Origin of the sequence: Massilia sp. Se16.2.3 (genome assembly GCF_014171595.1) — a bacterium.
GTDB lineage: Bacteria > Pseudomonadota > Gammaproteobacteria > Burkholderiales > Burkholderiaceae_D > Telluria.
Genome location: NZ_CP050451.1, coordinates 4977359 through 4994476 on the forward strand (window position 1 = coordinate 4977359; position 17118 = coordinate 4994476).

Annotated in this window: 16 protein-coding genes and 1 pseudogene; 5 read left to right on the forward strand and 12 right to left on the reverse strand. The window is 64.3% G+C overall.

Going from position 1 to position 17118, the window contains the following annotated elements; all coding sequences use genetic code 11:
* Window positions 1-213: 213 nt before the first annotated feature.
* The 3 genes from G4G31_RS27210 (at window position 214) to G4G31_RS22850 (ending at window position 2695) form a co-directional block, all read left to right on the forward strand.
* The gene (locus tag G4G31_RS27210; RefSeq protein ID WP_229425208.1) at window positions 214-756 is read left to right on the forward strand and encodes a hypothetical protein; all 543 of its coding nucleotides are present in this window, start codon (window positions 214-216) and stop codon (window positions 754-756) included.
* Window positions 663-1259 carry a M35 family metallo-endopeptidase gene (locus G4G31_RS27215; RefSeq protein WP_229425209.1) on the forward strand — a complete coding sequence of 199 codons (597 nt, stop codon included), beginning with the start codon at window positions 663-665 and terminating at the stop codon, window positions 1257-1259. Before G4G31_RS27210 ends, G4G31_RS27215 begins: the two co-directional genes overlap by 94 nt.
* Window positions 1260-1588: 329 nt before the next feature.
* Window positions 1589-2695 carry a M35 family metallo-endopeptidase gene (locus G4G31_RS22850; RefSeq protein ID WP_182989515.1) on the forward strand — a complete coding sequence of 369 codons (1107 nt, stop codon included), beginning with the start codon at window positions 1589-1591 and terminating at the stop codon, window positions 2693-2695.
* Between the two features lie 119 nt (window positions 2696-2814).
* On the opposite strand, the gene G4G31_RS22855 is transcribed toward G4G31_RS22850, so the two are convergent.
* The 8 genes and pseudogenes from G4G31_RS22855 to flhB form a co-directional block, all read right to left on the reverse strand.
* Window positions 2815-3306, reverse strand: coding sequence for a hypothetical protein (locus tag G4G31_RS22855; RefSeq protein WP_182989516.1), 492 nt, complete (start codon window positions 3304-3306; stop codon window positions 2815-2817).
* Window positions 3307-3540: 234 nt separating this feature from the next.
* Window positions 3541-4275 (reverse strand): flagellar motor protein MotD, encoded by a 735-nt coding sequence (gene motD, locus G4G31_RS22860; RefSeq protein WP_182989517.1) that lies wholly within the window; start codon window positions 4273-4275, stop codon window positions 3541-3543.
* 1 nt (window position 4276) lies between these two features.
* Window positions 4277-5020, reverse strand: coding sequence for a flagellar motor protein (locus tag G4G31_RS22865; protein ID WP_182989518.1), 744 nt, complete (start codon window positions 5018-5020; stop codon window positions 4277-4279).
* Complete coding sequence (locus G4G31_RS22870; RefSeq protein WP_182989519.1) at window positions 5002-5730, reverse strand: RNA polymerase sigma factor FliA; 729 nt, start codon at window positions 5728-5730, stop codon at window positions 5002-5004. Before G4G31_RS22870 ends, G4G31_RS22865 begins: the two co-directional genes overlap by 19 nt.
* Window positions 5731-5745: 15 nt before the next feature.
* Window positions 5746-6563, reverse strand: a pseudogene (locus G4G31_RS22875) (MinD/ParA family protein).
* On the reverse strand, window positions 6556-7977 hold the full coding sequence (gene flhF, locus G4G31_RS22880; RefSeq protein WP_182989520.1) for a flagellar biosynthesis protein FlhF: 1422 nt from the start codon (window positions 7975-7977) through the stop codon (window positions 6556-6558). Before flhF ends, G4G31_RS22875 begins: the two are co-directional and overlap by 8 nt.
* Window positions 7978-8659: 682 nt before the next feature.
* Window positions 8660-10765, reverse strand: a complete 2106-nt coding sequence (flhA, locus tag G4G31_RS22885; RefSeq protein WP_182989521.1) for a flagellar biosynthesis protein FlhA — start codon at window positions 10763-10765, stop codon at window positions 8660-8662.
* Window positions 10766-10777: 12 nt separating this feature from the next.
* Complete coding sequence (gene flhB / locus G4G31_RS22890; protein ID WP_182989522.1) at window positions 10778-11953, reverse strand: flagellar biosynthesis protein FlhB; 1176 nt, start codon at window positions 11951-11953, stop codon at window positions 10778-10780.
* Between the two features lie 498 nt (window positions 11954-12451).
* Here flhB and G4G31_RS22895 point away from each other — a divergent pair, with 498 nt between their 5' ends.
* On the forward strand, window positions 12452-13636 hold the full coding sequence (locus G4G31_RS22895) for a hypothetical protein (RefSeq protein ID WP_182989523.1): 1185 nt from the start codon (window positions 12452-12454) through the stop codon (window positions 13634-13636).
* 58 nt (window positions 13637-13694) lie between these two features.
* Here the strand turns inward: G4G31_RS22895 and rfbC are convergent, their stop codons facing one another.
* The 4 genes from rfbC to G4G31_RS22915 all read right to left on the reverse strand — a co-directional run bounded on the left by rfbC (window position 13695) and on the right by G4G31_RS22915 (window position 16824).
* The gene (rfbC, locus tag G4G31_RS22900; RefSeq protein ID WP_182989524.1) at window positions 13695-14243 is read right to left on the reverse strand and encodes a dTDP-4-dehydrorhamnose 3,5-epimerase; all 549 of its coding nucleotides are present in this window, start codon (window positions 14241-14243) and stop codon (window positions 13695-13697) included.
* Between the two features lie 170 nt (window positions 14244-14413).
* On the reverse strand, window positions 14414-15574 hold the full coding sequence (locus G4G31_RS22905; protein ID WP_182989525.1) for a glycosyltransferase: 1161 nt from the start codon (window positions 15572-15574) through the stop codon (window positions 14414-14416).
* A 400-nt stretch (window positions 15575-15974) separates the two neighbouring features.
* The gene (locus G4G31_RS22910) at window positions 15975-16361 is read right to left on the reverse strand and encodes a hypothetical protein (protein WP_182989526.1); all 387 of its coding nucleotides are present in this window, start codon (window positions 16359-16361) and stop codon (window positions 15975-15977) included.
* A gap of 202 nt (window positions 16362-16563) precedes the next feature.
* On the reverse strand, window positions 16564-16824 hold the full coding sequence (locus G4G31_RS22915; RefSeq protein ID WP_182989527.1) for a hypothetical protein: 261 nt from the start codon (window positions 16822-16824) through the stop codon (window positions 16564-16566).
* Between the two features lie 63 nt (window positions 16825-16887).
* Here G4G31_RS22915 and G4G31_RS22920 point away from each other — a divergent pair, with 63 nt between their 5' ends.
* Complete coding sequence (locus tag G4G31_RS22920) at window positions 16888-17091, forward strand: hypothetical protein (protein ID WP_182989528.1); 204 nt, start codon at window positions 16888-16890, stop codon at window positions 17089-17091.
* Window positions 17092-17118 lie beyond the last annotated feature (27 nt).

Below are 17118 nucleotides of genomic sequence, written 5' to 3' on the forward strand. Positions count from 1 at the left end.
CACCGGAGCGTTCTGGATGGTATTGCAATTTCATGATTGCTACAACGACAAAGGGCGCTCCGGCGCCGTACGCGGCAGTGTTGCCAGCCGCTTGCATACGGCAGGCTCGACAGGGTGCAATGCATATCTTGCCCTACGAACCTTGCTGTAGCACAAATTCCTCTCTACACAAGCAGCGGAAAGTAGTCCTGGTATTCACCCACGGAGGAACCCATGCGCCCTATCCCACCCCTGTTAGCCGCCCTGCTGGCCACGTCCCTGTCCGCCCAGGCCTCGGGCGACATCGCCGTGACCATCACGCCCGAGCGTGCCACCCTTGGCAAGCGCGACGACGTGATGGTGACGGTCACCATGCACAACACCGGCAGCGCGCCCGAGCGCCTGCCCGCCTGGCGCACGCCGTTTGCGCGCATCGACAGTCCGCTGTTCGAGATGACGCGCGATGGCCTGCCGGTGCGCTACCTCGGCCGCCAGGTCAAGCGCGCCGCACCGGCCGAGGCCGATTTCCTGACCCTGATGCCGGCGAGCGCCGCAGCGCGCGCGTCGAGCTGTCGGCCCTGTACGACATGGCGGCGACGGGCGCATATGCGGTGCGCTACCGCGGCGCCGCCAGCAGCGGGAGCGAATCCGCCACCTCGACGGCCACGACCAGGACCGGCGCCATGCGTTCGAATACCGCGGCGATCTGGATCGAAGGCCGCCTGCCGCGCGGCGTCGCTTCCATGGCGGTCGATGCGCCCACGGGCAAGGGTTTGAGTTATGCGCAGTGCTCGAACGCCCAGCAGGAAACCATTGCCCAGGCCATGAGCGCCGGCACCGCGATGACAAACGACGCCCTGGCGTATTTCGGCAAGGCCGAGGTGCCGGGCAAGCGCTATGTCAACTGGTTCGGCGCGCTCGACGGCACGCGCCAGGCGCTGGTCGCCAAACACTTCACGGCCATCAAGGATGCGTTCGACACCAAGCCGGTGAAGGTCGACTGCGGTTGTGACGAGGATTATTTCGCCTACGTCTACCCGGCACGGCCCTACACGATCTATGTCTGCAAGGCCTTCTGGAGCGCGGCGCTGACCGGCACCGATTCGAAAGGCGGCACGCTGCTGCACGAGATGAGCCATTTCGATGCCGTCGCCGGCACCGATGACCATGTCTATGGCCAGTCGGGCGCGGCCGAGATGGCACGGACGGCACCGGAACGCGCCGTCAACAATGCCGACTCGCACGAGTACTTTGGCGAGAACAATCCGCCCTTGAATTAGTGCAAGAAATCTTCCAGCCTGAGCTGCCGGCACTATTGGCAGGTTCAGGCTACGGAAGCCAATAAGAGGATACTGTTCATGCTTTTTGGGTCGTCTAGACAAGGCGCTAGCACAAGTTTTGACATAAATACAGAGCGATTCGACAATAGTTCATTCTTGTTACTTTTCCGCCAATCGACCAAACAAAATATCTAAATTACATTGCTTCGTTTGAAAGAATTGCGCAGTATAGGCGTGAGTTTTCGTTACATTCCGATGAAATGCGACGGGAGCTTACACAATAATGCGGGTGGCGAGCAGCCACGACAATTTTTATACGGAGAAGACACATGAGCTGGAACAGCATCTTGAAGTCGGCAATCGGTATCGCAGCACTCGGCATGGCATGCGGCGCCCAGGCAGGTTCGAACGGCGTGAAAGTGACCGTCACCCCTGAGAAAAACGCGCTTGGCGCCAGCGACGACGTGGTCGTCAACGTCACCCTGACCAACACTTCCTCGACCCCGCAATACGTGCTGAAGGCGCGCACGCCTTTCGAAGGCCTGAGCGCGCCGCTGTTCGACGTCACGCGCGATGGCGCCGCCGTCCCGTACACCGGCGCCCTCGTCAAGCGCGCCAAGCCGACCGCGGCCGACTACTACCTGCTGAAACCAGGCGCGTCGCATACCGTGAAAGTGGAACTGTCTGCCCTGTACGACATGAGCGTCAGCGGCGACTACTCGATCCGCTATCGCACCGCTTCGCCGGATCTGTTCCTGACGAATAACGGCCGCCTCGGCGGTACCGTGCAAGCCGCCGGCTCGAACGCCGGCATCGGCGAGCTGCAGTCGGAAGCGGCTACCCTGTACGTCCAGGGCCGCCTGCCGCGCGGTTCGGAATCGCCCATCATGGAAGCGCTGAAACGCGATGGCGGCACGGTTTCCCCGGCTGGCGTGAGCTACGCTTCGTGCTCGTCGTCGCAGCAGAGCACGATCGCTTCGGCGATCACGGCTGCGAAGAACTACGCCAACGGCTCGGTCAGCTACATGACCCGCACCACGATGGGTCCGCGCTACACCAAGTGGTTCGGCACTGCCACGTCCTCGCGCGTGTCGACCGTGCGCTCGCATTACAACAACATCAAGAGCGCCTTCGATACCAAGAACGTGGTGGTCGATTGCAGCTGCCGCGACAGCTCGTACGCCTACGTGTACCCGACCCAGCCGTACCGCATCTACGTCTGCAACGCGTTCTGGTCGGCACCGATGACGGGCACCGACTCGAAGGGCGGCACCCTGGTGCATGAGATGAGCCACTTCAACGTTGTCGCCGGTACCGACGACCACGCCTATGGCCAGAGCGCGGCCGCCAGCCTGGCGATCAGCAATCCGACCCAGGCTGTCGACAACGCCGACTCGCACGAGTACTTCTCGGAAAACAACCCGGCGCTGAACTAAGCACTGGTTTCGGCATCATCGGGCTTGACCCGGCTGAAACGACAAGGTCCCGGCGAACCGGCAAGTCTGACTTGCGGTTCGGCGGGACCTTTTTTTCGGCCGTGGGACCGAGGCTTCGCTTATTGCCCGGTATGGACGAAGGAGACCGGCTTGGCCGGGAACTCCGTCAGCGCATCCAGGCGCTTCGGATCGACCAGCACGGGGCCGGCATAGCCGATGTTGTAGCTGTGACGCCCGCTCTGGAAGGCGTAGGTGCGGGTGATGTCGATGGTGTTCTTCAGGACCTTGCCCGGTGCCAGAGGCTCGTAGTCGGCGGCCGTGAGTGCCGCGCGCTTGACCATCTTGCCGGTATAGTCGATTGGCCGGTTGCCGAAGTCACGCACGTCGAAGCGGCGGCCCGTCAGTTCCTTTTCCAGCGCAATCTCGCGCGGAATCCAGACCGTGGCCTTGCCCTGGTTGGTGATCGTCAGGTTGACCAGCACCTTGCCGGGCGGGGTAGCGATATCGATACTGTGTTTCACGTCCACGGTCGGTTCTCCAGCCGTACTGGCACAGGCGGTAATAAAGCTGGCTGCCGCAACGGCGGCCAGCAGGAAGGGTCTGCGTTGCATGTTCGACTCCGTATGGTTGTGCTTAGCATTGTGCGGGCACGGGGCGCAAAAGCCAAGGGTGGCGGTGCTGCGGAATCCACGGATGATCGGTGGGTGGACCGCGTGGAGTCAGGACTCCACCCTACGAAAACCACCAACGTAGGGTGGAGGCGGCCGGCAAGGCTCCTGACTCCACGCGGTACAAAGCATGATATACAGAATATTTCACGAATGCGGCTTTCGTGAAATATTCGTTCACCCGCCCTCTTGCGGCGTGGCCGCCAGGATCGTCACCGCCACGCGCCGGTTGCGTGCCCTGCCCGCTTCATCCGTGTTCGGCGCCACCGGTAGGTTGGCGCCATGGCCGACGGCGGTCAGCCGCGACGGATCGATGCCGCCTTCGATGAACAGGCGCACCACGCTGCTGGCGCGCACGCTCGATAACTCCCAGTTCGACGGAAACGCGGAATTGGCGATCGGCCGGTCGTCGGTATGGCCTTCGACCTGGATCGCATGGGTGTCAAGCTGCAGCAGGCCCGCCACCGTGCCGAGGGTGGCACGCGCATCCTTGCCCAGCACCGCCTGCCCTTCGGCGAAGAGCACGCTGGCATTGATGTCGACCTTGACGCCGCGCGCGGTCTGCGTCACGCGCACCTTGCCGTCTTTCACCAGCGGCGCAAGCGAGGCATTCAACTGGCGCGCGAGCGTGTTCAGGCGCTCCTGCTCGCGGCGCATGGCCTCCAGCCGCTTGCGTGCGATCAGCTGCGTCAGGGGCAGCTGTTCGATGGTGCTGCTGGCCTGCGGCGTCGTCGGCTTGCCGCCGAAGGCATCGCCAAGCGCGTCCGACAGCACCCGGTATTTTCCGACGTTGACCACGGAAATCGCGTACATCACGACAAAGAAGGCGAACAGCAGCGTGATGAAGTCGGCGTACGAAATCAGCCAGCGGTCGTGGTTTTCCGCCTCTTCCTCGACGCGTTTGCGCGCCATGTCAGTGCGTCACCAGGAGGCTGGCCATGCGTTCCTCGACCACGCGCGCATGGTTGCCGCTGGCCAGGTCGTGGAAGACTTCCAGCAGGATGTCGTACTGGGCGACGCGGTCCGCCACCAGGGCTTTCAATTTGTTGGCCACCGGCAGGAAGAACAGGTTCGCAAGGCCCACGCCATACACCGTCGAGACGAAAGCGACCGCGATGCCGGAACCCAGGCGCGAGGGGTCGGACAGGTTTTCCATCACGTGGATGAGGCCCAGCACGGCGCCCAGGATGCCGATGGTCGGCGCGTAGCCGGCAGCGGATTCCCAGATGCGCGCGGCGCGGCGTTCGGCCGCCTCGAAGGCGCTGACCTCGGTCTCGAGCAGGCCGCGCAGCTTGTCCGGGTGGACGCCGTCGACGACCAGGCGCAGGCCCTTCTGGATGAAGGGCTCCTTGCCGCCCATGTACTGCTCGAGCGCGAGCAGGCCGTCGCGCCGTGCCGTGTGGCTCCACAGCGCGATCTCGCGCGAGAGCGGCTGGCGCTTGTCCTTCGGCGGGAAGAAGACCCAGCGCAGCATCTGCATGCCGCGGCGGAAAGTACGCGCCTCGGACTGCAGGAGCACCGCCCCGAACGTACCGACGACGACGATGGCGAAGGCTGCCGGTTGAATGAGCGAGGCGAAGCGGCCGCCGTCGAGCGTGTGCCCGACAACAAGGCCGATAATCGCCAGCGCCAGGCCGATCAGGCTGGCGAAGTCCACAGCTTTTCCTTGAGCGAGGCACGCAGGCGCGCCACGGCTTGCGTGTGGAGCTGCGACACGCGCGATTCCGACACGCCAAGGACGGCGCCGATTTCCTTCAGGTTCAGCTCTTCCTCGTAGTACAGGCCCATGAGGATTTTCTCGCGCGGCGGCAAGCCGTCGATGGCGCCGATCACGGCCTGGCGGAAGTCGGTGTCGAGCAGCGCGCGCAGCGGGTCGTCGTCGTCGACCGCATACCGGTCGAGGAAGGAATCGTTGCCATCCTCGTCGTGGAAGTCCTCGTAATAGACCAGCTGGTGGCCGCCGCCTTCGAACAGCATTTCCTGGTAATCGGCCAGGGACACGTCGAGCGATTTGGCGACTTCGGTCTCGGAGGGCGCGCGGCCCAGCTTCTGCTGCAGTGCGGTCATGGCGGATTCCACTTTCTTCATGGTCTGACGGGTACTGCGCGGCATCCAGTCGTTGCTGCGCAACTCGTCGACCATGGCGCCGCGGATGCGCAGCACTGCATAGGTTTCGAATTGGGCGCCGTGGTTGTCTTCGTAGCGGTTGATGGCGTCGAGCAGGCCCATCATGCCGGCCTGGATCAGGTCGTCCACCTCCACCGATGGCGGCAATTTCGCCTTCATCTGGTGCGCGAGGCGCTTGACCAGCGGGGCGTGCTCGGTGAGCAGGTGGTTCTTGTCCGCTTTCCCTTTGACGGTATACATGCTTGTGCTTTTTTCTTAAGAACCGAAGTGCGCGCCGCGGGTCTGACGCACACCGCTGAAACGCCCGGCGAGTTGGCGGAAAGCCACCGAGGCACCGGCCAGCGGAAACGCATCGACCACGGCACGGCCGAGACGCGCGGCGCGGTGCAGGTATTCGTCTGCCGGGACCGAGCCCATGGAACTCAACGTTACTGCAAGGTAACGACTTGCCGCTGACGCCATATTATCGTAAACAACACGGGCCTCCGCCTCCGTTGCCCCGGTGACAAGGATGCCGAAACGGCGGCGTCCCAGCTCCTGCGCCAGGCGCTTGATCAGGCCATAGGCGTTGGTGATCGAGGTGGCGTTGGTGGAGACCTGGATCACGATTTCCGAGTCCGCCAGCGCCGGCAAGGCCAGGCTGCCATCGCGGTTCAGTTCGCCATCGACGATGACGATGCCGCCCTGGCGCTTGACCAGCACATCGAAGGCCTTGGCCAGGCGGCGCGCCTCGACCGCATCCTGCGGCAGGCGGCCGTCGCGGGCCAGCAGCGCCAGCGCGAAGCCTTGCGGCGCATGCTGCACCACCTGGTCGAGCGCGCATTCCCGGCGTGCCACCTGCATCAACCGGCATGGCGTTCCATCTCCGGGCGATAGGCGACGCTGTGGTTGCGCAGGCAGGCGTCGACGATCAGCACGTCGTTGCCGGATTGAAACAGCGAGGCGCCCAGGTTCACCAGCATGGCGCTCTTGTCGTCGCCCGGGGTGGCGGACAGGAAGGTCACGACGCGCGGCTGGGCGCCGGCCAGCATCCGGCGCAGGCCCTCGGCCTGGTCAAAGTCGAAACTAGACAAAACGCACCTCGCGCAGGCTGTCGTCGGCTTTGCCGGCACGGGCCATCATCAGCGGCAGGTCGGCGTCCTCGAACTGGGATGCGGCATCGCGGCGGCCGCGGAAGGCGCGGTCGACCAGCATGGCGCGGTCGGCCAGGTGCAGGTCTTCCGGCACGCGCTGGCCGTTCGAGATGTAGTGCAGGTTCAGCTTCTGGCGGATCATCACGTCGAGCACGTTGCCGATCGAGGCGGCTTCGTCGAGCTTGGTCATGATGCAGCCGTGCAGGCCGCTGCCCTGGTAGGCGCGCACGACTTCGGCCAGGGTTTCGTTGGTGGCCGTCGCGTTCAGGCACAGCAGGCGTTTCACGTCCGCGCCGGCGCCGTTCAGCATGGCCACCTGTTCCGTCACCATCTGGTCGCGCTGCGACATGCCGATGGTGTCGATGAGCACGGTGTGCTTGTTCTTCAGTTCTTTCAGGGCGATGCGCAGGTCGGCTTCGTCCTTCACCGAGTGCACCATCACGCCCAGGATCTTGCCATAGATGCGCAGCTGCTCGTGGCCGCCGATACGGTAGGCATCGGTGGTGATCAGGGCCAGCTTTTCCGCACCGTGGCGCATGACGCAGCGCGCGGCCAGTTTCGCGGTGGTGGTGGTCTTGCCGACGCCGGTCGGGCCGACCAGGGCGAACACGCCGCCCTTTTCCAGCAGGCTGTCTTCGTCGGCCATGGTGGTCAGGTTACGCGCCAGCACAGTCTTGATCCAGCGCATGGCTTCGGCCGCGTCCTTGTTGGCAGGCATCTTGTCGATCAGGTAGCGCGACAGCGAGGCCGAGAAACCGGCGCCCAGCATTTCGCGGAGCACGGCCGCCTTGTGCGGTTCGCGCTGCTGGGTACCGCCCCAGGACAGTTCGGCCAGCTGGGTTTCCATCATGCCGCGCATGGCGCGCAGTTCGCTCATCATGCCGCTCATCTCTTGCGCAGCCGATTCCTGGGCCTGGGCAATCGCGGCCTGCATCATCTGCGTCATCGCGCTCATATCAAAAGCGGGTGCAGCGGCCGGGGCTGGCGCAGGAGCGGCGGCGCGGCGCGGCGCGGCGAAGGCGGCTTCGAATTCCGGCTCCATCGCCGGTGCGCGGCGGGTGGCGTAGACGTGTTCGGGGGCCGGCGCTGCGGGCGCGGCGCTGCGGCGGTTCACAAAAGCCGGCTCGGCGTCGTCGAAGGGATTCAGGTGGTCCAGGCGCGGTGCCGGCTGGGCCATCGGCGAACCGGCGGCTGGCGCGGCCAGCGAGGCGACGTCGTCGTTGTCGAGTGCGAGGATTTCGACGACGCCATCGACCGGACGGTTCGAGAGGATGACGGCATCGGGCCCGAGCGCATCGCGCACCTTGCGCAAGGCTTCACGGGAGGTTGCCGCTGTAAATTTCTTCACATTCATCTTATTCTCCGAACTGCTTGATCTATTCATGCCGGGACGGAAGTCTCCGGTCTATGGCTAGATTATTGACGATGCTGTGAAGCAACCATCAGCGGAAAAGGATGGGGAAAGTGGGTTAATTCGAATTTGATGGTGGAGTGGTATGGCTTGCGGTCGCGTTACCGCGTGGGCTCGGGGCGCCCACCCTACGGATGCGCTACGGGGTGGAGCTTGCGAACCCGGGTATCTCCTGCTGTAACCGCGTGGGAACAGGGTGCCTCGGCCGCCCCGCCCACCCTACGGATGCGCTACGGAATGGAGCTTGCGAACCCAGGTATCTCCTGCTGTAACCGCGTGGGCACAGGGTGCCTCGGCGGCCCCGTCCACCCTACGGATGCGCTACGGGGTGGAGCTTGCGAACTCGGGTATCTCCTGCTGTAACCGCGTGGGCACAGGGTGCCTCGGCGGCCCCGCCCCTACGGATGCGCTACGGGGTGGAGCTTGCGAACTCGGGTACTTCCCGTAGGGTGGGCACCTGTGCCCACGCGGACGGTGCGGTCCGATAACGGCGCGCCGACGGGCTCGGCAAACCTTGCAAACCACCGGCGGTCAACGCTCCTGCGCACACCGGGTTTCTCGACCGTTCGTTGAACGCGTAGGGTCATCCAAGCCTGGGGCTTGGTGACGACCCGCCTACCCTACCTTATTGCACGCCCACCAGGCTGGTCACCCGAATCGTCTTGCTCTCCGGGATCTCCGAATGCGACAAGACCTTCAGCTGCGGCAGCGCGCGGCGCAGGAAACGCGACAGCAGCACGCGCAGCGGAGCCGGGACCAGCAGCACCGGGGTGTGGCCCATGGCTTCCTGCTGCTGCGCGGCGTTGTGCGCCTGCTGGGCGATGGTGTCGGCAAGGCCGGGCTCGATGCCGGTACCGTCGCCGCCGGCGCCAAGCGCCTGCATCAGCAAACGCTCGAGGCGGTTGTCCAGGGTCATCACGCTCAGTTCGTTGGTGCCCGGGAACAGCTGCTGCACGATCGCCCGGCCCAGCGCCACGCGCACCAGCGCCGTCAAATCGGTCGGATCCTGCACGCCGGCGTGTTCCGACAGCGTCTCGATGATGGTGCGCATGTCGCGGATGTGCACGCCTTCCAGCAGCAGGTTCTGCAGCACTTTCTGCAAGGTCGCCAGCGACACGACTTTCGGCACCAGGTCTTCGACCAGCTTCGGCGTTTCCTTTCCGAGGTGATCCAGCAGTGCCTGGACTTCCAGGCGGCCCAGCAGTTCGGACGCATGGGTCGTGATCAGGTGGTTCAGGTGGGTTGCCACCACGGTGCCGGCGTCGACCACGGTATAGCCCAGGTTCTGCGCTTCGTCGCGCAGGCCGGCGTCGATCCACACGGCCGGCAGGCCAAAGGCCGGGTCGGTCGTTGCCTGGCCCGGCAGCGTGCCGCTGGCCATGCCGGGGTTGATTGCCAGGAACTGCCCGTTCAGCGCTTCGCCGGTGCCCACTTCCACGCCCTTGAGGGTGATGCGGTAGCTCGACGGCTTCAATTCCAGGTTGTCGCGGATGTGCACTGGCGGCGCCAGGAAGCCGACTTCCTGGGCGAACTTCTTGCGGATGCCCTTGATACGCTTGAGCAGCTCGCCGCCCTGCCCCTTGTCGACCAGCGGGATCAGGCGGTAGCCCACTTCCAGGCCAAGCGTATCGACCGGCATGATGTCCTGCCAGGTCGCCTCTTCCGTCTCGGCGGACGCGGCTTGCTGGGCGCCGGCCGCGGCGTCGCTGGCGGCCGCTTCGGCTTCGCGCTGCGGCGCATTCCTGGCACGCTTGGCCAGCAGGTAGCCGGAGCCGCCCAGGGTGCCGCCCAGCAGCAGGAAGACGAGGTTCGGCATGCCGGGGATCAGGCCCATGCCGGCGATGATCGCGCCCGTGATGTACAGCACTTCGGGCTTGGCGAACAGTTGGCCGACCATCTGGCCGCCGATGTCCTGGTCGTTGGCCACGCGCGACACCACCATACCGGCAGCGATCGAGATGATCAGCGAAGGGATCTGCGCCACCAGGCCATCACCGATGGCCAGCAGCGTATAGGTCTTGGCGGCTTCGCCGACGGCCATGTCGTGCTGGACCACGCCGACGATCAGGCCGCCGATGACATTGATCAGGGTAACCATGATGCCGGCAACGGCGTCACCCTTGACGTATTTCGAGGCACCGTCCATGGCGCCATAGAATTCGGCTTCCTGGCCGACTTCCGAACGGCGCTTGCGCGCTTCCGGTTCGGTGATCATGCCGGCGTTCAGGTCGGCATCGATCGCCATCTGTTTACCAGGCATCGCGTCCAGGGCGAAACGTGCGCCGACCTCGGCGATACGGCCCGCACCCTTGGTGACGACGGTGAAGTTGATGATGGTCAAAATGACGAACACGACGATACCGACCGTGTAGTTGCCGCCGATCAGGAAGTGGCCGAAGGCTTCGATGACTTTACCGGCCGCGGCGCCGCCAGTGTGGCCTTCGGTCAGGACGATACGGGTCGACGCGACGTTGAGCGACAGGCGCAGCATGGTCGACACCAGCAGGATCGCCGGGAAGGCCATGAAGTCGAGCGGCTTGACCGTGTACAGCGCGGTCAGCAGCACGATCACCGACAGCGCGATGTTGAAGCTGAAAAACAGGTCGAGGACGAAGGCCGGCAGCGGCAGGATCATCATCGCCAGCAGCAGGATGATCAGGATCGGCGCCGCCATGGCATTGCCCCTGGCACCGATCGCTCCCACCCAGCCTGGCAGTCTCAAACTATTCATGCAACAGCTCCGTTATTCGTTATCAGGTCGTGCAGCAGGCTTGACCTGGGATGCAGGGTTCAGCGGGTCCATCTCCGGCGGCACAGGCAGCTTGGTCGGACGATCAGGATACTGTCCGGCGCCCTTGCTGTAGTTACGCAGCTGGAACACATACGCCAGCACTTCCGCCACGGCCGAGTACAACTTCTCGGGGATTTCGTCGTCGATCTCGGTGTGCTTGTAGAGCGCACGGGCCAGTGCCGGGGCTTCGAGCATGGCGACCTTGTTCTCCTTGGCCAGTTCGCGGATCTTGGCCGCCACTTCGTCGACACCCTTGGCCACGACGCGCGGCGCACCGCCCTGTCCGTCCGTGTACTTCAGCGCCACCGCATAGTGGGTCGGGTTGGTCACCACGACGTCAGCAGTAGGCACATTCTGCATCATGCGGTTGCGTGCCATTTGCCGCTGCATCTGGCGAATCTTGCCCTTAATCTGAGGATTGCCGTCCGATTCCTTCGATTCCTGGATCATTTCCTGGCGCGTCATCTTCAGCTTGTTGTTGTAGTGCCAAACCTGGTAAGGCGCGTCGATCAGGGCGATCACGCCCAGCGAACCGACGATGATGAGGAAGGCACGCGCGATCAGGCTGGCCAGGTGGCCGGTGCCGGAACCAACGGGCTCGACGGCCAGGCCCAGCACGGCTTCCTTCTGGCCCATGATCACGACCCAGGCCACCGCGCCGACCAGCAGGGTCTTGGCGACGGCTTTCAGGAGTTCGATCAGGGAATTGGTGGAGACCAGGTTGCCAAGGCCGCTGATGGGGTTCAGCTTCATGAAGTTCGGCATGAAGGCCTTGGTGCTGAAATTGAAGCCGCCGATCATCAGGGGCGCGGCCAGCGCGACGAGCATGATGGCGAACGCCAGCGGCAGGCAGGCCAGTAGCACGCTGCCGATATCGGCGGTGATGCGCTCGATGAGGACGTTAGGGTTGTAGATCTGTTCGCGGTCGAGGGTGAGGCCCGACTGGAGGACGGTCGACAGGCGGCCGACCAGGCTGCCGCCGGTCATCCACAGCCCGGCGCCGGCGGTCATCAGGACGGCGAAGGTGGCAAGCTCGCGCGAACGCGGAATGTCGCCTTCCTCGCGCGCCTTTTGTATTCTCTTGGGGGACGCGTCTTCTGTCTTTTCCGCGTCGCTGTCTCCCGCCATCGTTCGCTCCCCTTGTTCGCCTATGCCCGCGCCAGTGCTTGCAGGATGGAATTATCGCTGCTGTTGCCCTGGAGCTATAGGGGAAACAGGGAGGAAAAGGGGTGTCAATTCAAAACGAAGGGGACATTGCATTGCACTTGTTGCACCGCGACGTCCCGGAGACGGAGGGCTTCACCAACCCTTCAGCAAGGCGCGGCGACGAAGGCCGTACCCTGCAAGGCCAACAGTTGCAATGCAATCAGGTTTGTTTTATTAAGCACGCTAGCACGTAGCCATGGTGAGAAGATCCAACACGGCCACGGGGCGCGGCAGGTGCTTCTTCGCTTGACGCCTCTGTTCTTGTTGTTGGAGTGTTACCAGGACCGGCCAATGACGAGGTCACCAAAGCATGCCCGTTCGCATGCACACCTCAGGTTGGCTATTTTCATAAGGCAAACAGCACTATTTGCACTTTAGCAAGTAAGATGGGTCCCTTCCTGATCATTGACGGAGCTCCCGATGCATCGATTCACTGGCTTGTGCACCGCCTTCCTGCTGGTATCCGCTGTTCCACAAGTGCATGCGCAGGAGCAGCCCAGTCTGGCCGTAGCAGTGGACGTGCGCCACGTGTCGCAAGACCTGTGGCGCGTGGATTACCGTTTCGCGCACCCTGTGACGGCGGTCAGGCTGCATTCCATCGGCGCGTTCCGCAAGCAGGAGTGGAAAGTGCTCACGTCGGGCATGGCCATGACATCCGGACAGGACTTCGATGTCATTGCGTCGAAGGGCAAGCCCTTCAAGGCGGCGAGCGTGGAAATCAGGACTTTCGACGGCTGGTCGCCGAAGGAATATGTCTCGTTCAACCGTTTCAGTGATGGCGGGACCTCGGTCTATCTCGGCCACCTGCAGGGCGACGTCGAACAAGGCAACAAGACGGTCTCCATGCGCACAGACTTCCATTTGTCTGGCCTGGCCCGGGAAAACGTGATCGCACCGCCAGCCAACCGGCTTCAATCGGGTGGTACGCGCGGCTATGCCTACTTTGGACCGGCGCAGGCTGTCCCTGCCGGTGGGGCGAAAGTGCTCATGGATCCCCGAACTCCACTGTGGCTGCGCGAAACCATCCTGGATGTCGGCGCCAAAACGTCCGGGTACTACGAGAAGGCCTATGGGCGCGCGCTGAAGGATGAGTTGCTGATCATGGTGTCGGTTGGCAATCTGGAATCGCCGGGTTTTTCGATGAAAGGGGGCGCCATCATGGGCGCGGGCCAGATTTCTTATCTGCTCGAAGGCAAGCAAGTGCAGCTCGACCATCCGAAATTGCGTGAGGCCGCAATCAAAACCGTCGCGCACGAGATGGCGCACATCTGGCAAATGGCGGTGTCCCGCGGCGGCGTGGGCGACGACCAGGGGCCGTGGATCCACGAGGGTGGCGCGGAGGCCATGGCACTCGACGCCCTGGCGCGGACGGGCCTGTTCAGCGAGGAAGGGGTGAAAGCCTACCGCGCGAAGCAGGCCGCAACCTGCGAACAACTCGGTGGCGCGGTCGATACCTATGACGGCATCTATGCCTGCGGCCTGATGCGCTTCGACAAGCTGGGCGTCGGCATCGTCCCGCTATGGCGCGCCATGATGGAGGCTGCCGAAGCAACGGGCGCCGCCTATTCCCAGCAAATGATCGACACGATCGTGTCGGCGAAATAGGCGCTTCGGCCTGCGCGATGGATAGGGAACATCGGACCGGGTTCCCGCTAATCGGTTCTCAGTCGGCCAGTTCGGCGTCCGCGAACGACCTGCCCTGCCGATCCTTTTCCGAGAGCAGCGGCGTGCCTGCCAGCGGCCAGGCCACCGCCAGTTGCGGATCGTCCCAGGCGATGCAGCGCTCGTCGGCGGGCGACCAGTAATCGGTGGTCTTGTAGAGCAGCTCGGCGCTTTCCGACAGCACGAGAAAACCGTGGGCGAAACCCTCCGGAATCCACATCTGGCGCGCGTTGTCGGCACTGAGCACCTCGGCCACCCATTGTCCGCAAGTGGGCGAGCCGCGGCGCAAGTCGACCGCGACGTCGTACACGCTGCCGGCGACAACCCGTATCAGCTTGCCTTGGGGACGGTGCAATTGGTAGTGCAGTCCCCGCAGCACGCCGGCGCCGGATTTCGAATGGTTTTCCTGGACAAAGGTGACGCTGCGCCCGAGCGCCGCTTCGAAGCGGGCCTGGTGAAAGCTTTCGTACAGGAAGCCGCGCGCGTCGCCATGGATCTGCGGCGTCAGCAACAGGACCTCGGGAATCGCCAGGGGCGCGACCGTGCTCATGGCATGCCGCGCCGCGCCGGGCGGACCAGGAGAACGGACGGACAGGCCGGGCGAAAGCCAGGCGCAGCGCAAACGGAAAAGCTCATGCAGGGTGATGGAAGAAAAGGCAGCCGGACCGGCCCGGCATGCTGCGCCGATTGTAGACGATTGCCGGGCAGTCCGGCTCGGGCTCACGCCTGCAGCGAGGCGGCTTCCGGTTCGACCGCGGCGGCCACGGCGGCAATGGCCGTGGTGCGCGCCTGCGGACGCTGGGCGCGGCGGCGCCGTGCACGGGCCGCGTAGGCCACGTACCAGTAGAACGCCAGATAGATGCCGAGGCTGGCCAGGGCGGCCAGCACCAGGGCTTGCGAGTCCTGGTGGAAACGCACCGCCAGCATGGCCGGCACGGCGGCCAGTAGCCAGCAGAACGGCGACACACAGGCATTCCTCAGCGGTGCGCGCAGCTTGCGGAACAGACGGCCGGCAATGGCGATCTTGACCAGGCTGTGCAGGTGGCAACGGTCCGGCTGCCCCGGATGGCGTCCGCACCACACACGGCGCACGATGGTGAACAGGGTCTCGAAGGTCGGATAAGCACAGGCCAGCAGCGCCGCCCAGGCCGATACCTCGCGGTTGCGGTAGACCAGCATCACCGACAGCCAGGCAAGCAGGAAACCGAGCAGGTAGGCACCGCCGTCACCAAGGAACAGCTTGCCGAAAGGGAAATTCACGAGGAAGAAGCCGGCCGTCACGATGCACACCGTGAAGCACACCCAGGCCAGTTCGGTGTCGCCGCAATCGAGGGCGATCACGCCCAGCGCCGCCAGGCCGATGACGACCGTGCCGCTGGCCAGGCCGTTGAAACCGTCGATGATGTTGACCGCATTGGCCACGCCGCCCACCGCGAAGGCCGTAAACAGGATCGACAGGGGCAGCCAGGTCAGCGCCAGGTCGAGCAGGTCGAGGCCGGTATGGACGATGCTCACGCCGGTAAAGGCCCAGCAGGCCAGGCCGCTGGCCATGGTCGCAAGCAGGCGCGCACCGATCGAAACGCGGCGCGTCATGTCTTCGGCGATACCGAACAGGAAGGCCGGCGCCGCTGCGGCAAGCAGAGGCGCGAGCAGGTCCTGCTGCCTGGTGCCGGCAACCGCATAGGCGCAAATGAGCCCAAGCATGATCGCCAGGCCGCCAATGCGCGGCGTGGGCACGCTATGGAATTTCTGCACTCCAGCGGTCGCATCGAGCGTGAACCTGCCATGCCAGCGCGTTGTCGCGACCAGCAGCAGCGAGCACAGCAGCGATACTGCAAAGCCGAGCTCAAAAACGAAGATGTGGGTTTCCTGGAGATCCATAATGACAGTTCATTAACCGCCGAATTCTAGCGCATTTCTTTCTAGAAAGCGGAAGGCAGCCGCCAACTGTGCGCGACCATTCGATACTGACCCGACATGCATGTTTCATAGCTAAGTGCCTGATTTCATGTTGTATTTACGCTATTCAATCGTCAAATTGATCAACTGCAATAGAAACACGCGGCATTTTTCCTAATATTTACCGACATTTCGTTACAAGTTCCGAGGCATTTGCGCCACGAGCCCGCGGTATTTACTTACACACCGTTACACATTTATTTTGGAGCAACGAATGATTCTCTTTCCAGGCAGTCAAACTCGTTGCATTTCATTATTACTAATGTCGTTTTTACTGATTCCGCCTGGTGCCCACGCAGATAATGGTCACGACATCCAGGCGCTACGCGCCTTGCTGGAAGAACGCCTGGACAAAGCCGCGGCCGATACCGATGCCGGACAGCGTGCCGCGGAAGCGCGCCTGGCCACGCTCGAAGCCCAGCGCGCCGCCCTGTTCGCCCAGCTGCCGCCCGGCCAGGCCAAACCGCAGGCCGGCGCCGTCGAGACACGCCAGTTCGGCGCGGCCGGCCTGGTGCGCGCCTTCGACCTGGCGCGCGAACTCGCCAGCGAGGTGTGCACGAGCCTGCCCGATGGCGCCCGGGTGGTGGTGGTCGACCCGGCGGTGAGCGAAGGCGTGGTGGCCGCCCGTACCGTTAACGATGCGATGCTGCGCCTGGCTGACGAGCTGGCACGCCGCAACAAGGAACTCCAGCTGTATCTCGACGCGCATACCCCTCCCGGGGCCGTGCTCGGTACGCTGTCGACAGCCCTGACCGTGGTGCCGGCGCTGCTGCGCGCCTCGGCCGACAGCGCCGCGCTGTTCAGGGCGACGTCTCCGCCGCCGGCCTGGCCTATGGCGAAGGGTCGCGCGCGCTGTTCGTCAGCGCCCTGGCCGAGGCCTGTCCTGCCCGCATCGCCGGCCTTGGCGGCGGCTACCGGGCGAACTCGATCCGGCCCAGCACGAGCGTCTGCTCGGCAAGCTGCGTTCGCTCACCAGCCATCGCGCCGACTACGCGCAACGCATCGCCCAGCTGCAACGGCTGGCCGACGGCGCCAAGGGCGACGACAAGAAGGAATTCACGGTTCTGGCCAACAGTGCCAGCGCCACCCTGAAGACGGTCGATGCCTTCATCGACTCGCTCCAGGCAGGCGAGACCGGCGCGCGCAGCCCGCTCTACAACGCGGCGCGCCACCTCGGCTACGCCGCGCGCACCGAGGGCGCGCTGGCGCTCGACTTCGACCTGCGCACGGAAGGCATGAGCATCGTGCGCGACAATCTGTTTACCGGGCAGAAGCTGCGCCTGGCCGGTGTCGCCCTGCTCTGGTACCGGGTCCATGCGCCGGACGGCAGCCTGCGGCTGGCGCGCACCCTGCGGCGCGTGTCGGCGCCACTCGAACTCGACCTGCGCGGCACGCCGGCGCCCGGCTGGTTCTGGAACGGCGACGCCGCCGCGCGCTGAGTAGCCCCGGCTGTCCGGGCGGCTGGG

Excerpts from the sequence above, each read along its gene's own strand:
- G4G31_RS27210 (WP_229425208.1), top strand. The coding sequence starts at position 214 with ATGCGCCCTATCCCACCCCTGTTAGCCGCCCTGCTGGCCACGTCCCTG.
- G4G31_RS27215 (WP_229425209.1), top strand. The coding sequence starts at position 663 with ATGCGTTCGAATACCGCGGCGATCTGGATCGAAGGCCGCCTGCCGCGC.
- G4G31_RS22850 (WP_182989515.1), top strand. The coding sequence starts at position 1,589 with ATGAGCTGGAACAGCATCTTGAAGTCGGCAATCGGTATCGCAGCACTC.
- G4G31_RS22855 (WP_182989516.1), bottom strand. The coding sequence starts at position 3,306 with ATGCAACGCAGACCCTTCCTGCTGGCCGCCGTTGCGGCAGCCAGCTTT.
- motD (WP_182989517.1), bottom strand. The coding sequence starts at position 4,275 with ATGGCGCGCAAACGCGTCGAGGAAGAGGCGGAAAACCACGACCGCTGG.
- G4G31_RS22870 (WP_182989519.1), bottom strand. The coding sequence starts at position 5,730 with ATGTATACCGTCAAAGGGAAAGCGGACAAGAACCACCTGCTCACCGAG.
- flhF (WP_182989520.1), bottom strand. The coding sequence starts at position 7,977 with ATGAATGTGAAGAAATTTACAGCGGCAACCTCCCGTGAAGCCTTGCGC.
- flhA (WP_182989521.1), bottom strand. The coding sequence starts at position 10,765 with ATGAATAGTTTGAGACTGCCAGGCTGGGTGGGAGCGATCGGTGCCAGG.
- flhB (WP_182989522.1), bottom strand. The coding sequence starts at position 11,953 with ATGGCGGGAGACAGCGACGCGGAAAAGACAGAAGACGCGTCCCCCAAG.
- G4G31_RS22895 (WP_182989523.1), top strand. The coding sequence starts at position 12,452 with ATGCATCGATTCACTGGCTTGTGCACCGCCTTCCTGCTGGTATCCGCT.
- rfbC (WP_182989524.1), bottom strand. The coding sequence starts at position 14,243 with ATGAGCACGGTCGCGCCCCTGGCGATTCCCGAGGTCCTGTTGCTGACG.
- G4G31_RS22905 (WP_182989525.1), bottom strand. The coding sequence starts at position 15,574 with ATGGATCTCCAGGAAACCCACATCTTCGTTTTTGAGCTCGGCTTTGCA.
- G4G31_RS22910 (WP_182989526.1), bottom strand. The coding sequence starts at position 16,361 with ATGCGCGTCGAGATACAGCTGGAGTTCCTTGTTGCGGCGTGCCAGCTC.
- G4G31_RS22920 (WP_182989528.1), top strand. The coding sequence starts at position 16,888 with ATGAGCATCGTGCGCGACAATCTGTTTACCGGGCAGAAGCTGCGCCTG.